At 71.9% G+C, this 13810-nt stretch carries 11 protein-coding genes; 6 read left to right on the plus strand and 5 right to left on the minus strand.

Translation table 11 applies throughout. From position 1 onward, the window contains the following. Positions 1-24 precede the first annotated feature (24 nt). Positions 25-1293: an aspartate aminotransferase family protein gene (locus tag OIE75_RS04075; RefSeq protein ID WP_329469561.1), complete on the minus strand. Its 1269-nt coding sequence runs from the start codon at positions 1291-1293 to the stop codon at positions 25-27. A gap of 224 nt (positions 1294-1517) precedes the next feature. Between OIE75_RS04075 and OIE75_RS04080 the strand changes: the two genes are divergently transcribed. Further along, on the plus strand, positions 1518-3134 hold the full coding sequence (locus OIE75_RS04080) for a PucR family transcriptional regulator (RefSeq protein ID WP_307009725.1): 1617 nt from the start codon (positions 1518-1520) through the stop codon (positions 3132-3134). Positions 3135-3144: 10 nt separating this feature from the next. Here the strand turns inward: OIE75_RS04080 and OIE75_RS04085 are convergent, their stop codons facing one another. Genes OIE75_RS04085 through OIE75_RS04100 form a run of 4 tightly spaced genes read right to left on the minus strand, consistent with a single transcriptional unit; the run spans position 3145 to position 8540 of the window. Next, on the minus strand, positions 3145-5526 hold the full coding sequence (locus OIE75_RS04085) for a glycoside hydrolase family 3 N-terminal domain-containing protein (protein ID WP_307009727.1): 2382 nt from the start codon (positions 5524-5526) through the stop codon (positions 3145-3147). Further along, positions 5523-6341 (minus strand): carbohydrate ABC transporter permease, encoded by an 819-nt coding sequence (locus tag OIE75_RS04090; RefSeq protein WP_307009729.1) that lies wholly within the window; start codon positions 6339-6341, stop codon positions 5523-5525. The genes OIE75_RS04085 and OIE75_RS04090 overlap by 4 nt, the downstream gene beginning before the upstream one ends. Then, complete coding sequence (locus OIE75_RS04095; RefSeq protein ID WP_307009731.1) at positions 6338-7225, minus strand: carbohydrate ABC transporter permease; 888 nt, start codon at positions 7223-7225, stop codon at positions 6338-6340. The genes OIE75_RS04090 and OIE75_RS04095 overlap by 4 nt, the downstream gene beginning before the upstream one ends. Before the next feature lie 10 nt (positions 7226-7235). Further along, the gene (locus OIE75_RS04100) at positions 7236-8540 is read right to left on the minus strand and encodes an ABC transporter substrate-binding protein (RefSeq protein ID WP_329469564.1); all 1305 of its coding nucleotides are present in this window, start codon (positions 8538-8540) and stop codon (positions 7236-7238) included. A gap of 320 nt (positions 8541-8860) precedes the next feature. Here OIE75_RS04100 and OIE75_RS04105 point away from each other — a divergent pair, with 320 nt between their 5' ends. The 5 genes from OIE75_RS04105 to OIE75_RS04125 all read left to right on the plus strand — a co-directional run bounded on the left by OIE75_RS04105 (position 8861) and on the right by OIE75_RS04125 (position 13798). Then, positions 8861-10432: an extracellular catalytic domain type 1 short-chain-length polyhydroxyalkanoate depolymerase gene (locus OIE75_RS04105; RefSeq protein ID WP_329469566.1), complete on the plus strand. Its 1572-nt coding sequence runs from the start codon at positions 8861-8863 to the stop codon at positions 10430-10432. 96 nt (positions 10433-10528) lie between these two features. Then, positions 10529-11386 carry a TetR/AcrR family transcriptional regulator gene (locus OIE75_RS04110; protein ID WP_329469567.1) on the plus strand — a complete coding sequence of 286 codons (858 nt, stop codon included), beginning with the start codon at positions 10529-10531 and terminating at the stop codon, positions 11384-11386. Positions 11387-11425: 39 nt separating this feature from the next. Next, a complete protein-coding gene (locus tag OIE75_RS04115) occupies positions 11426-12319 on the plus strand; it encodes a 3-keto-5-aminohexanoate cleavage protein (RefSeq protein ID WP_329469568.1) in 894 nt (297 codons plus the stop codon). Positions 12320-12347: 28 nt separating this feature from the next. Next, complete coding sequence (locus OIE75_RS04120; protein WP_329469570.1) at positions 12348-13322, plus strand: 3-hydroxyacyl-CoA dehydrogenase NAD-binding domain-containing protein; 975 nt, start codon at positions 12348-12350, stop codon at positions 13320-13322. Then, positions 13319-13798, plus strand: coding sequence for a thioesterase family protein (locus OIE75_RS04125; RefSeq protein ID WP_307009742.1), 480 nt, complete (start codon positions 13319-13321; stop codon positions 13796-13798). The genes OIE75_RS04120 and OIE75_RS04125 overlap by 4 nt, the downstream gene beginning before the upstream one ends. The last annotated feature ends 12 nt before the right edge of the window (positions 13799-13810 follow it).

Below are 13810 nucleotides of genomic sequence, written 5' to 3' on the forward strand. Positions count from 1 at the left end.
CTCACGACGACGGCGGTCGTCGGCTCACCGGTCCGCCACCCCCGACGTGCCGGCCTCCACGGCGGCGGACCAGGCCCGCAGGCCCTCGTCGACCGCCGTCTCGTCGATCACCAGCGCGGGGATCATCCGGACCACCTGGTTCCAGGCTCCGCAGAGCAGCAACAGCAGGCCCTCGTCGACCGCGGCCCGCTGGACCCGGGCGGCCGTCCCGGGGTCCGGGTCCCCGTTCTCGGTGACGAACTCGCTGGCCAGCATCAGTCCCAGGCCCCGGACGTCCCCGATGGCGGGCGTCCGGGCCGCCACCTCCTCCAGTCCGCGGCGCAGGCGCGCGCCCATCGCCTCCGTGTTCTCCACCAGCTTCTCGTCGCGGACGACGTCGAGGGTGGCGCAGGCCGCCGCGCAGGCCACCGCGTTGGCGCCGTACGTGCCGCCCTGCGAGCCCGCCCAGGCCCTGGCCATCAGTTCCTCGGAGGCCGCGATCGCGGACAGGGGGAAGCCGCTGGCCAGGCCCTTGGCGGTGATCAGGACGTCGGGGGTGACACCGAAGTGCTCGTGGCCCCAGAACCGGCCGGTGCGGCCCACGCCGGTCTGCACCTCGTCCAGGATCAGCAGGAATCCGTGGCGGTCGGCGCGCTCGCGCAGGCCCTCCATGAAGGCGCGGGTCGCGGGGACGTAGCCGCCCTCGCCCAGGACCGGCTCGACGATGACGGCGGCGGTGTCGGCGGGCGAGGTGATCGTCTGGAGGGTGTAGTCCAGTTCCTGGAGGGCGAAGCGGGTGGCGGTCTCCTCGTCCCAGCCGTAGCGGAATGCGGTCGGGAAGGGGGTGACGACCACGCCGCTCATCAGCGGCGAGAAGCCGGACCGGAAGCGGGTGCCCGAGGTGGTCATGGACGCGGCGGCCACGGTGCGGCCGTGGAAACCGCCGTGGCAGACCAGCACGTTGGGGCGGCCGGTGGCCTGGCGGGCCAGGCGCAGCGCCGCCTCCACCGCCTCGCTGCCGGAGTTGGTGAAGAAGAGGCTGTCCAGACCGGTCGGCAGGACCTCGCCGAGCTTGTCGACGAGGCGCCGCAGCGGCTGGTGCATGACGGTCGTGTACTGGCCGTGGACCAGGGTGCCCACCTGCTCCTGGGCGGCGGCCACCACCCTGGGGTGGCAGTGTCCGGTGCTGGTGACGCCGATACCGGCGGTGAAGTCCAGATAGCGGCGGCCGTCCTCGCCATGGATGTGGACGCCCTCGCCCCGGACGGCCACCACGGGCGTGGCCTGGCGAAGGTGCGGCGACAGTGCGGTCATGCTCGTCTCCCGGCGTGATCGTCGGTCTGCTGCGGTGCCCCGAGCCTTCCCGCCGGGGCGGGCCCGCCAACGCGTGATCTGTCCGGCGCGAGCCCGGTATCCGGACGATGTGTCAACCGTCCGGCGCCTTGCGCGCCGCCGGACCGCGCCCGCGCGACCCGCCGGGCGCTCTTGCGCAGGTCAAGGAGGCTTGTCAGAGTGACCAGGGGGCACAGGGAGGCACCGTGAGCGAGGACCGGCACCCGGGCCCGGAGGGCGGTCCGCCCACCGTGGCGGACGTGCTGGCCCTGCCGGTGCTGGCCGGGGGCGAGCCGCGGGTGGTCACCGGCGCCGACCGCGTGGACCGCCCGGTCCGGTGGGTCCACGTCACCGAGCTGACGGACCCGGCGTCGTTCCTCAAGGGCGGCGAACTGGTCCTCACCACGGGCATGCCCCTGCCCGAGGACCCGGCGGGGGTACGCCGCTACGTCGACGAACTCGCCGACGTCGGTGCCGCCGCCCTGGTCATCGAGCTGGTGCGCCGGTACCACCGGCCGCCCGACGCCCTGGTCCAGGCGTGCCGGGCGCGCGGGCTGCCCCTCGTCACGCTCGCGCGGGACGTCAACTTCCTGGAGGTCACGCAGGTCGTCCACGCGCTGATCCTCGGCGGCCAGGCGGACGCGATGCGCAGGACGCAGCGGGTCCACGAGGCGTTCACCGCGCTCACTCTGCGCGGCGCCGGTCCGCAGGACGTGGTGCGCGCGGCGGCGGAGATGAGCGGACGCACGGTCGTGCTGGAGAACCTGGTCCACCGGGCCCTGGTCTGCGAGCCCTCGGGCAGTACGGCGCAGGCCGCGCTCACCGGGTGGGAGCGGCGCTCGAGGACCACACCGGCGACCGACCGCACGGGCCTGGCCGGTCCCGAGGGATGGCTCGTGGCCCCGGTGGAGTACCAGGGCGAGGGCTGGGGGCGGGTCGCCATGCTGCCCGGCGGGGACCGGGCCTTCGGACCCGAGGACGTCACCGTGCTGGAGCGGACCGCGATGGCCCTCACCATCGCCCGTCTCACCCACTCCACGCCCTGGGAGCGCACCGCCCACCGCACCGCCCTGCGGGACCTGGCCGAGCGGCGCCACCGCTCCCCGGCGGACGCGCGCGCCCGGGTCGCGGCCCTCGGGCTGCCCGCGGCGGACGCCCGTTTCGTCGCCGTACTCGCGGACCTCCCGGGAGAGGCGGACGCGGCGACGGCCGAGTCCCGGCTGTCCGAGGAGCTGAGCACGTCGGGGTCGCGGGCGCTGGTCGGCCTGCTCTCCCCCACCCGCCTGGGCGTCATGCTGGCGCTGCGCCCGTCGCCGCCCTGGCGGGAGGCCGTCGAGCGGCTGAGCCGAGGCGTGCTGGACGCCGCTCCGGACGCGGTCGTGAGCGTCGGCTCCCCCGCCCCGGATCTCGACGGCGTCGCGCGTTCCTTCGGCGAGGCGGCCCGGGTGGCCGAGGCGACCGAGCCGGGCCGGCCCCCGCCGCCGGACCGTTCCTTCCACGAACGGGCGGACATCGGCCTGGGCCGGCTGCTGTTCGCGCTGCGCGACGACACCCGCGTCCAGGACTACGCGGAACGGCAGTTGGGCCGGCTGCTCGACCACGACGCCCGGCACGGCACCGACCTCGTGACGACCCTGCGCGGCTACCTGGACGCCGCGGGCAACAAGACCGTCGCCGCCCGGTCGGCCGGGCTGTCCCGGGAGACCGTCTACCAACGGCTGCGGACGATCGAGCGGTTGCTCGGGCGCGACCTGGAGTCCGGCGAGCAGCGCACCGAACTCCATGTCGCGCTCCAGGCGCTCGACGTGCTGCGGGGCGGCTGACCCGGGCGCCTCAGCCGCCCGCCGACGGTTCCTGCCCGAAGACCGCGTGCAGCCGCCGCGTGTGGTCGACCCGCCGTGGCGGACCGGTGACGGTGACCGTCGCCGTCAGGGGCGGCGCGGTGCTGGACGCGGCGAACCGCAGCTCCAGCGCGCCGGGTTCGACGACCCGGTGGCCGTCGCGCCCCGTGAAGGAGGCGAGGTCGGCCGGGACGACGACGCGCACCCTGCGGGCCTCGCCGGGCGCCAGCGGCACCCGGGTGTAGCCGACGAGACGCTGCACCGGCTGGACGACGGAGGCCACCGGGTCGTGCAGGTAGAGCTGGACGACCTCCGTGCCGTGCCGTTCGCCGGTGTTGCGGACGGTCAGCGCCAGCGAGAACTCGCCGTCGGCGGGCGCCTGTTCCACGTCCACCGCGAGGTCGCTCCAGGCGAACGTGGTGTACGTGAGGCCGTGCCCGAAGCCGAAGGCGGGCGTCGGGTCGATGCTGGACACCTCGCTTGCGTGGGCGAGCCGCGCCCCCAGATAGGTGGTCGGCTGCGCACCGGCGCCGCGGGGCACGCTGACCGGCAGCCGGCCGGAGGGACCGGTACGCCCGCTGAGCACGCCCGCGAGAGCGGTGGTCCCCTCCTCTCCGGGGAAGAAGGACTGCACGATCGCGGCGGCCTCCGTCACAGCCCGGCCCAGCGCGTAGGGCCGGCCCGCCAGCAGCACCGTGACGACCGGCCTGCCGGTGTCCAGCAGGGCGTCGAGGAGCCGTTGCTGGGCGCCGGGCAGGGTGAGCGACTCGACGTCGCAGCCCTCACCGCTGGTGCCGCGTCCGAAGAGTCCGGCGCGGTCGCCCAGGACGGCGACGACGACGTCCGCCTCCCCGGCCGCGCGGACGGCCTCGGGGATGCCGGATACGTCGCCGTCGTCGACGCCCGTGCCGCGGGCGAGCGTGAACTCGGTGTCGGGGAACTCCGCGGCCAGGGTGGCGCGCAGGGTGGGCAGGTCGATGCCGACCGGGGTGGCGGGGTGGTGGACGCCGATGTGCTGGGGGAAGGAGTAGCAGCCGAGTACGGCGGTGGGCTCGTCGGCGTTGGGTCCGACCAGGGCGATGCGGCGCGGCCGGACGAGGGGCAGTGTGCCGTCGTTGCTCAGCAGCACGACCGCTTCCTCGGCGACGGTGCGGGCCAGTTCGCGATTGCGGGGCCCGTCCAGGTCGATCCGGCCGCGCAGGGCCTCCGGGTCGTCCAGGTCCGCGCCGTCCAGTGCGGCGGGCACCGGGTTCCAGTCCGGGTCTAGGAGCCCGAGCAGCGCCTTCTGGGTGAGCACCCGGCGCAGGGCACGGTCGATCACCTTCTCGGGGACCCGGCCGGCGGCGACCGCCTCCACCAGGGGCGCGCCGAACGTCTTGACGGTGGGCAGCTCGATGTCGACGCCCGCCCGCAGGGCGGCACCCGCGGCCTCCGCCCAGTCGGCGGCGATGCCGTGCAGGGTCTTGAGGAAGGCGATGCCGAAGTAGTCGGCGACGACGGTGCCGTCGAAGCCCCAGGTGTCGCGCAGCAGCCCGGTGAGCAGGTCCTCGTCGGCGGCCGCGGGGACGCCGTCGGTGTCGGTGTAGGCGTGCATCACCGACCGGGCGCCGCCCTCGCGGATCGCCATCTCGAAGGGCGGCAGCAGGACGTCGGCGCGCTCGCGCGGGCCCATCGGGGAGGGCGCGAGGTTGCGTCCGGCGCGGGAGGCCGAGTAGCCGGCGAAGTGTTTGAGGGTGGCGACGACACCGGCGCCCTCCAGGCCGCGCACATAGGCGGTGCCGATGGTGCCGACGAGGTACGGGTCCTCGCCGATGGTCTCCTCGACCCGTCCCCAGCGGGCGTCGCGCACCACGTCCAGGACGGGTGCGAGGCCCTGGTGGATGCCGACGGACCGCATGTCGCGGCCGATGGCGGACGCCATGCGGTGCACCAGGTCCGGGTCGAAGGTGGCGCCCCAGGACAGCGGGACGGGGTAGGCGGTCGCGCCCCAGGCCGCGAAGCCCGCCAGGCACTCCTCGTGCGCGACGGCGGGGATGCCGAAGCGGTTCGCCGAGGCGATGCGGGCCTGGGTGCGCAGCAGCGAGAGCGCGCCGAGCGCCGGGTCGACGGGGGCGGTGCCGAAGGGCCGGGTCAACTGGCCCAGCCCGGTGGGCAGGAGCGCGTCGAGGTCGACCGCCTCCTCCATGTCGTGCTGATGGGGGGCTACGTCTCCGCCCTCGTCGGACGCGCCGACCCAGACGCCGTACAGCTGGGCGATCTTCTCCTCGGGGGTCATCGCCTCGATGAGCGCGGACACCCTGGTGGTGACGGAGAGGGCGGGGTCGTTCCAGAGGGGGATTTCGGGGTGGGTCTCAACCGCCACGTTGTGGGTCACTTTCCTCCGACGCCCATCAGGCCCTGGACCAGGGCGCGACGGGCGAACAGGTAGACGAGCAGGACGGGCACCATGGACAGCACGACGGCTCCCAGCAGGCCGGGGATGTCGATGCCGTGTTCGGTCTGGAAGTTGTAGAGGCCCAGGGTGACGACCTTGGTGGCGTCGGACTGGGTCAGGACGAGCGGGAACAGGAAGCCGTTCCACGCCTGGAGGGCGGAGAACACGACGATCGTGGAGAGTCCGCCGCGCGACAGCGGCACCACGAGCTGGAAGAACATGCGCCGCGGGGTGGCGCCGTCCATGGTCATGGCCTCGAACAGTTCCGGGGATATGTCCCGCATGGCGCCGCTGAGGATCAGCGCCGACATCGGGAGGCAGAACGCGGTCGTGGGCAGGATGACGCCGAGCAGGTTGTCGTACAGCCCGGCCTCGCTGATCAGGTAGAACATCGGCACGATCACCGCCTGGGCGGGGATGGCGAGGCCGAGCAGGAAGAGCCGGAAGACCGCCGAGGTGACCCGGCCGCGGCTGCGCACGATGGCGTAGGCGAGGGGCGGGACCAGCAGCAGGACGAGGCCGACCACACAGGCCGTGACGACGAGGGTGTTGAGGAAGTACCGGCCGAAGCCGGAGTCGAAGGCGCCGGTGTAGTTGTCCAGGGTGAAGCTGTCGGGTATCGACACCGGGCCGTTGTCGGCGTAGTCCTGCCGGGTGCGCAGGGTCGCGGCGAGCAGCACGTACAGCGGCAGGCCGACCAGGAGAAGCCAGACGAACGAGCCGGCGCCGGCCAGGTAGTTCGGTCGGCGCCTCATGACACACCCTCCATGGAACTGCGCATCTTGTCGTAGCCGGAGACCCGGACGACGATCAGCGAGACGACCGTGGCCGCGACGACCAGGGCCAGGGCGATCGCGGAGCCGGTGCCGTAGTCGAAGCTCTTGAACGCCTTGTCGTACATGTAGTAGGCGCTGATGGTGGTGTCGGTGCCGGGGCCGCCCTGGGTCAGGATGAGGACCGTCTCGAACGTGGTCAGGCCGCCGACGATCATCAGGATCATCGAGGTGATCATGGCGGTGCGCAGCTGCGGCAGTGTGATGTGGAAGAACTGCCGGTAGCGGCCCGCCCCGTCGACCTCCGCCGCCTGGTACAGCACCTGCGGCACGGCGCGGGCGGCGCCCTGGTAGATCAGCGTGTGGAACGGGGTGAACTGCCACGTGCTGACGAACGCGAGGACCCCGATGGCGGTGGCCTGTTCACCGAACAGGTTGCCGTCGCCGAACAGCCAGGTGGCGTCGGCCGGGATGCCGAAGTTCGGGTCGAGCAGCGCCCGCCACAGCACGGACACGGCCGTGGCGGACAGCAGCAGCGGGATGAAGTAGATGACCGACAGGACGGCGCGGTTGCGCTGGTGCCCGGCGGCCCAGACGCCGAGCAGGATGCTCAGCGGGGTCTGGAGGGCCACGCCGAGCGCGGTCAGTAGCAGGGTCAGCCAGACGCTGTTCAGCATGACCGGGTCGTCGGCGAGGCGCGACCAGTTGTCCGTGCCGACGAACTCAGGCGGGCTGATGCCGTCCCAGCTCATGAAGGACAGCACCGCCACCATGATCAGCGGCACGATCGCGAAGAGGGCGAAGAACACTGCGGCGGGCAGCGCCCAGACGAAGCCGGGCCGGGCGCTCGTGGTCTGTGTGGTCATGGGCCGTTCGTCAGTCGGTCGGGAGGGCCTGCATGGCCTTGATGAAGCCGTCCGTGTCGAGCTGTCCGTTGAAGAACTGCTGGACGGCCTTGTGCAGGTCCGAGCTGGCCTTCTGCGGATACGCCTGGTCCCAGGACAGCTGGAAGGACGGGGCCTTGGACACGAGGTCGTACTGGAAGCGCGAGTACTCGGGGGTGCCCGAACTGTCGATGAACTTGTCGGTGTTCGTCGTGGTCGGCAGGTTGCCGATGTCCAGCTGCGCCTTGACGAACTCGTCGGAGTACATGAGCTTCAGGAACTCGGCGACCGCCTCGGGGTGCTTGGTCTTCTTCATCACCGAGTAGTAGTTGTTGGTGTTGCCGGCCACGGAGGCCGGGTCGCCCTTGCCGCCCTCGACGGACGGGAAGGTGGTGTAGCCGAGGTCCTTCTCGGCGAACTCCTTGTGGTCCGTGAGCTGCTGGGAGTAGTACCAGGAGCCCATCAGCTCGAAACCGGCCTTGCCGGAGGCCACGAGCTGGACCGAGCCGCCGTTGGTGTACTTGACGGAGTCGTAGTTCTTGCCGAAGGCGCCGGTGTCGACCAGCTCCTTGATCATGTCCAGGGCCTTCTTGCTGTCCGCGCTCTCCCAGGCGCTCTTGTCGCCGCCGACGGCCTTGGCGAACAGCTCCGGACCGGCTATGCGGTCGTAGAGGTACTGGAACCACATCTGGGTGGGCCAGACGTCGCCGCCGCCGAGCGCGATCGGGGTGACGCCCGCGTCCTTGAGCTTGTCCACCGCGGCGAGCAGCTCGTCCCAGGTCTTGGGCGGCTGGACGCCCGCGTCGTCGAGGACCTTCTTGTTGTGGAACAGCAGGACCGGCTGGGTGCCGCGCATCGGTACGCCGTACGGCTTGCCGTCGACGACGGCGCTCTCGAAGACGGACGGGAGGAACTTCTTCTCCAGGTCCGGGTCCTTCTTGATGAAGTCGTCGAGCGGCAGCAGCAGGTCCGCCTTGACGAACGGCTTGATGCTGCCGCCGCCCCAGTTGAAGAAGACGTCCGGGGCCTGCGGGGTGTTGATGATCGTCTGGAGCTTCGTCTGGTAGTCGGCACCGGGGATGGTGTCGAGCACGGCCTTGACGTCGGACGTCTTGTTGAAGGTGTCGACGATCTGCTGCTCGACCTTGTTGCTCGCGTCCCCGTAGACCAGAACATGAATCTTGCCGTCGTCGGACGACGCCCCGCCGTTCCCGTCGCCGCAGGCCGACAGGCTCAGCGCCAGGGCGAGCGTCGCGGCGGTGGCGACGAGTCCGGGCAAGCGCGCACGTTTCTTCATCGTCTGCCTTTCGAAAGTTTCGGTGCCGTCACCGAAAGCTCATGGTGTCGGACAGTAAAGTCAGACGGGAATCTTGGTCAATGGCCGTGCAGGCGCGGACTCAATTCGTTATCGATCGCGTCCGACAGTTTCGAAGGCCATGCCGGTGCCCGGGGGCCGACGGAGCACGGTGAGGTCGGGTACGGCATGTGCACCTGACACAGGGAGCGAGCGCGCCGTATGTGGTCCGCACCGGTCGTCGCGGCGGGAGCCCGGTCCTACTGTCCAGCCAGCAGTTGAGACCCGCGTCACAAACCCCCACGTGCCGTAGGAGTGTTGCGATGCCCCACACCCATCCCCCAGCCATGCCGGCGGAGCGCGGCGGCGTCCGCGCCTGGGCGGCCCTGCTGACCGTGCTGATCGCCGCGGCGGCGTTCCTGTCCGTACCCTCGGGAAGCGCCCGCGCGGCCGGCCTCCAGGAGGTGACCGGGTTCGGTTCCAACCCCGGCAACCTGCAGATGTTCCGGTACGTCCCGGACGGCCTCCCGGCAGGCCGTCCACTCGTCGTCGCGATGCACGGATGCACGCAGAACGCGGCCGCCTACGACGACGAGACGGGCTGGACGGAGATGGCCGACCGTCTGCGGTTCGCGCTGCTGCTCCCCCAGCAGCGCAGCTCGAACAACGCCAACTCGTGCTTCAACTGGTTCGAGAACGGCGACACCTCGCGCGGCTCCGGAGAGGCTCTCTCCATCGTCCAGATGATGGACCGGATGCGCGCCGACAACGCGGTGGCGGCGGATCGTTCGTTCGTCACCGGGCTGTCGGCCGGCGGGGCCATGACGTCCGCGATGATGGCCGCGTACCCCGACCGGTTCGACGGCGGCGCGGTCGTCGCCGGGATCCCGTCGCGGTGCGCCACGAGCCTGACCCAGGCCTTCGGCTGCATGAGCCCCGGCTCGGACCGGACGCCCGCGGAGTGGGGCGATCTGGTGCGCGGTGCCTCGTCCCACGACGGCCCGTGGCCGACCCTGTCCGTCTGGCACGGCACCACCGACACCACGGTGGCACCCGTGAACCGGCGCGAACTCGTCGAGCAGTGGACCGACGTCCACGGCACCGACACCACCCCCGAGACCTCGGACACCGTCGGCGGCTACCCGCACCTGGTCTACGAGGACGCCGCGGGCCGCCCCGTCGTCGAGTCGTTCGAGATCACCGGCATGGGCCACGGCCAGCCCGTCGACCCGGGCAGCGGAAGCGGCCAGTGCGGACGGGCCGCCGCCTACGTCCTCGACGTGAACATCTGCGCCGCGCACCACATCACGCGGTTCTGGGGTCTCGACGCGGGCACCGATCCCGACCCGGACCCCGGTACGCGGACGGTGACCCTGGCGAACGACGGCAGCCGCGACGGTTACGTCAAGGCGGGCGCCGACGGCGCCGGTCCGGCGGTCGGCACGCTGGAGTCCCTCTACGGGCTGGGCGTGGGCCGGGGCGCGGACGGCAGGCACAACCGGGCGGTGCTCTCCTTCGACACCTCCTCGCTCCCCGACGACGCGGTCGTCGACAGTGCCAGGCTGTCCGTCACGCACGCGGGCGGCAGCGGCGATCCGTGGGGAAACCCCGCCGCCAACTCCCTGGCGGTGGACGCGCAGACCGGCTGCCTCGGCGCGTGCACGATCGAACCCGCGGACTGGTCGGCGTCCCCGACCGCGACCGGGGTCGCCGCCGTCCCGCGGTTCACCTCGGGCACCGCGTCCTCCACGGAGTTCTCCGGCCCCGGCCTGAGCGCTCTCGACCTGACCGGCACCACCCAGTTGAGGCTCCGATTCACGCAGGCCCCCGGCTCCACCGGGTACGTCTTCGTCGCGCCCGGTTCCGCGGCGCAGCTCACCGTCACCTTCCACTGACTGACCCATTAATCAGAACCTCAACAACGACGTCAGCACGCTGTGAGTCGTTGCCGCTGTTGAGTTTTTCGCAACACGCCCCTAGGGTCGTGACCCGTGGAAACCGACGACGTCATCGAAGGCGCGCCTGCCGCCGACACCGCCGCCCGCGTCCGTGAGGTCATCGCGGACGCGGGCGTCAGCCAGCGCGAGTTCGCGCGCCGTGTCGTCATGGATCCGTCCAAGCTCTCGCGTTCGCTGAGCGGCACCCGCCGCTTCACGGCCGCGGAGCTGGCACGGATCACCGACGAGGGCCGGGTCGACGCGGGCTGGCTGCTCGGCACCCGGCCCCTCGCGAAGGAGACCGCGCCGGTCGCCGACGTCCAGGGCGGGCGGCCGCTGCAGATCGTCCGCGAGACGGTCCGGCTGATCGCCGAGCACGGATTCCACGCGGTGCGGGTCGCGGACATCGCCCGCGCCTGCGCCACCAGCAGCGCCGCGATCCACTACCACTTCCCGGGCCGCGCCGAACTCCTGGAAGCGGCCGTGCGCTGGTGCATGGACGAGGACACCGCGCGCCGTGCCGCCCGTCTCGCCGAGGCGGACGACGCGGCGGCGGAACTGCGCCAGCTCATCGCGTTGCAGACCCCCCGCACCGCGCAGCAGCGCCGCCAGTGGGCGGTCTGGCTCGACCTGTGGGCCGAGGCCGCGCGCTCCACGGGAGTGGGCCGACTTCACTCCGAGTACTACCGGCAGTGGCGGGAGACCGTCGCCGACGTCGTACGCCGAGGTGTCGGACAGGGCGTGTTCCGCGCCGACGTCGATCCGCGGGCCGCGGCACTGACGCTGACCGCGCTGATCGACGGCCTGGCGACGCACGTCCTCTCGGTGAGCGGACCGTCGTCCGACAGCGCCGCGGACGCGATGCACGCGGCACTGACCACACACGTCACGCACACGATCCTGGCCGACTAGCTCCAGCAGTCACGGAAGCCAGAATTTCGGGAGGCCCCCATGCCCATGACCGAGAACGTCATCATCACCTGCGCGCTCACCGGCGCCGGCGACACCGTTCGCAAGAGCCCCCACGTCCCCGTCACCCCGGAGCAGATAGCCAGGAACGCCGTGGAGGCGGCCGCCGCCGGAGCAGCCGTCGTCCACATCCACGTACGCGACCCGGAGACCGGCGATCCGTCCCGCGACCCGAAGCTGTACCGGGAGGTCGTCGAACGCGTCAAGGAGACCGGCACCGACGTCGTCATCAACCTCACCGCCGGCATGGGCGGCGACCTGGTCATCGACCCGGACGACCCGCTCACCCACCTCCCCGGCACCGACCTCGTCAGCGGTCTGGAGCGCCTCCCGCACGTCGAGGACCTGCTTCCCGACATCTGCACGCTGGACTGCGGCTCGCTCAACTTCGGCGACGGCTCGAACCTCTACGTCTCGACGCCCGACATGCTGCGTGCGGGCGCGCGGCGCATCCAGGAGCTGGGCGTGCGGCCCGAACTGGAGATCTTCGACACCGGACAGCTCTGGTTCGCCAAGCAGTTGCTCGCGGAGGGGCTGCTCGACGACCCGACCGTGTTCCAGCTGTGCATGGGCATCCCGTGGGGCGCCCCCGCGGACCCCGGAGTGCTCCAGTCGATGGTCACCATGCTGCCGGACGGCGCGCGCTGGGCGAGCTTCGCGCTCGGCCGGATGCAGATGCCGTGGGTCGCGCAGTCCATCCTGCTCGGCGGCCACGTCCGCGTGGGCCTGGAGGACAACCTCTACCTCGGCAAGGGCAACAAGGCGACCAACGCCCAGCTCGTCGAGCGTGCCGTGACCATCACCGAGTCGATCGGCGCACGCGTCGCGACACCGGACGAGGCCCGCGCCGCTCTCGGCCTCAAGCCGCGCAAGTAGCCCGCCGCCACGACGAAGGATCCCTCTCATGACCTCATCACCGGAGTTCACCTCGCCGGAGCACGTCCGCCGGGTCGCCTGCGTCGGCGCCGGAGTCATCGGCGGCGGCTGGGTCGCCCACTTCCTGGCCCGCGGCTACGACGTGACCGCCTGGGACCCGGCGCCCGACGCCGGACAGCGACTGCGCCGCCTGGTCGACGCGGCGTGGCCGACGCTCACCTCGCTCGGCCTCGCCGAGGGCGCGTCGACCGACCGCCTCACCGTGACCGACACCCTCGAACAGGCCGTGGCCGAGGCCGAGTTCGTCCAGGAGAGCGCGCCCGAGAAGCTCGACCTCAAGCGCGATCTGCTGGCCCGCCTGGACGCGGCGACACCGTCCGGCGTCGTCATCGCCTCCTCCACCTCCGGCTATCCGATGACCGACATGCAGACGACGGCCGCGGACCCGTCGCGCCTGGTCGTCGGGCACCCCTTCAACCCGCCCTATCTCATCCCGCTGGTCGAGGTCGTCGGCGGCGAGCACACCGACGCGACGGCCGTCGCCTGGGCCTCCCGCTTCTACGAGGTCGCGGGGAAGTCCGTCATCACGATGGACAACGAGATACCGGGCTTCATCGCGAACCGCCTCCAGGAGGCCCTGTGGCGCGAGGCGCTGCACATGGTCGCGAGCGGCGAGGCGACGGTCCGGGACATCGACCTGTCGATCACCGAGGGCCCCGGGCTGCGCTGGGCGGTGATGGGACCGATGCTGACGTTCGCGCTCGCGGGCGGCGAGGGCGGCATGGCGCACATGCTGGACCACTTCGGCCCGTCCCTGAAGTCGCCGTGGACGCGCCTCGAAGCGCCGGAGCTGGACAAGGAGTTGTACGACGCCGTGGTGGCGGGCTGCGACGAGGCGGCGGACGGCCGCTCCATCGCGGACCTGGTGGCCGAACGCGACCGGGGTGTCGTCGAAGTGCTGCGCGCCACCGGCCGCCTGGACCGCGAGGAGAACCCCCGATGACGAAGCTCCCGTTGTTCCACAGCACGGTCCGCCCGGAGTGGGTCGATTACAACGGCCACATGAGCGAGGCGTTCTACGTCCTCGTCTTCGGTCACGCCACGGACGCGCTGATGATCGAGACGGGGCTGGATTCCGGCTACCGCGAGTCCACCGGCTGTTCCCTCTACACGGTCGAGTCCCACGTCCGCTATCTCCAGGAGGTGCCCGAGGCCACCCACCTGGCCATCCGCACCCGCGTGCTGGGCGCGGCGGAACGCAAGGCGCGCTTCGTGCACGAGATGCACGTGGTCTCCGAACCGGGGTCGGAGCCGATGCCCGACGCGGCCCCGGTGGCGACGACCGAACTGCTCGCGGTCCACGTCGACCAGCGGGCGGGCCGGGCCGCCGAGTTCCCGGACGCGGTCCGGCACCGCTTCTCGGAGCTGACCGAACCGGCGCCGTCCTGGGCGGGCCGCTCGATCCGCGCCGTGACCTGACCGTGCGGCCCG

The sequence above is a fragment of the Streptomyces sp. NBC_01723 genome, from assembly GCF_036246005.1.
In the GTDB taxonomy this organism is placed as follows: domain Bacteria; phylum Actinomycetota; class Actinomycetes; order Streptomycetales; family Streptomycetaceae; genus Streptomyces.

Excerpts from the sequence above, each read along its gene's own strand:
- OIE75_RS04075 (WP_329469561.1), bottom strand. The coding sequence starts at position 1,293 with ATGACCGCACTGTCGCCGCACCTTCGCCAGGCCACGCCCGTGGTGGCC.
- OIE75_RS04090 (WP_307009729.1), bottom strand. The coding sequence starts at position 6,341 with ATGAGGCGCCGACCGAACTACCTGGCCGGCGCCGGCTCGTTCGTCTGG.
- OIE75_RS04095 (WP_307009731.1), bottom strand. The coding sequence starts at position 7,225 with ATGACCACACAGACCACGAGCGCCCGGCCCGGCTTCGTCTGGGCGCTG.
- OIE75_RS04100 (WP_329469564.1), bottom strand. The coding sequence starts at position 8,540 with ATGAAGAAACGTGCGCGCTTGCCCGGACTCGTCGCCACCGCCGCGACG.
- OIE75_RS04105 (WP_329469566.1), top strand. The coding sequence starts at position 8,861 with ATGCCCCACACCCATCCCCCAGCCATGCCGGCGGAGCGCGGCGGCGTC.
- OIE75_RS04115 (WP_329469568.1), top strand. The coding sequence starts at position 11,426 with ATGCCCATGACCGAGAACGTCATCATCACCTGCGCGCTCACCGGCGCC.
- OIE75_RS04120 (WP_329469570.1), top strand. The coding sequence starts at position 12,348 with ATGACCTCATCACCGGAGTTCACCTCGCCGGAGCACGTCCGCCGGGTC.
- OIE75_RS04125 (WP_307009742.1), top strand. The coding sequence starts at position 13,319 with ATGACGAAGCTCCCGTTGTTCCACAGCACGGTCCGCCCGGAGTGGGTC.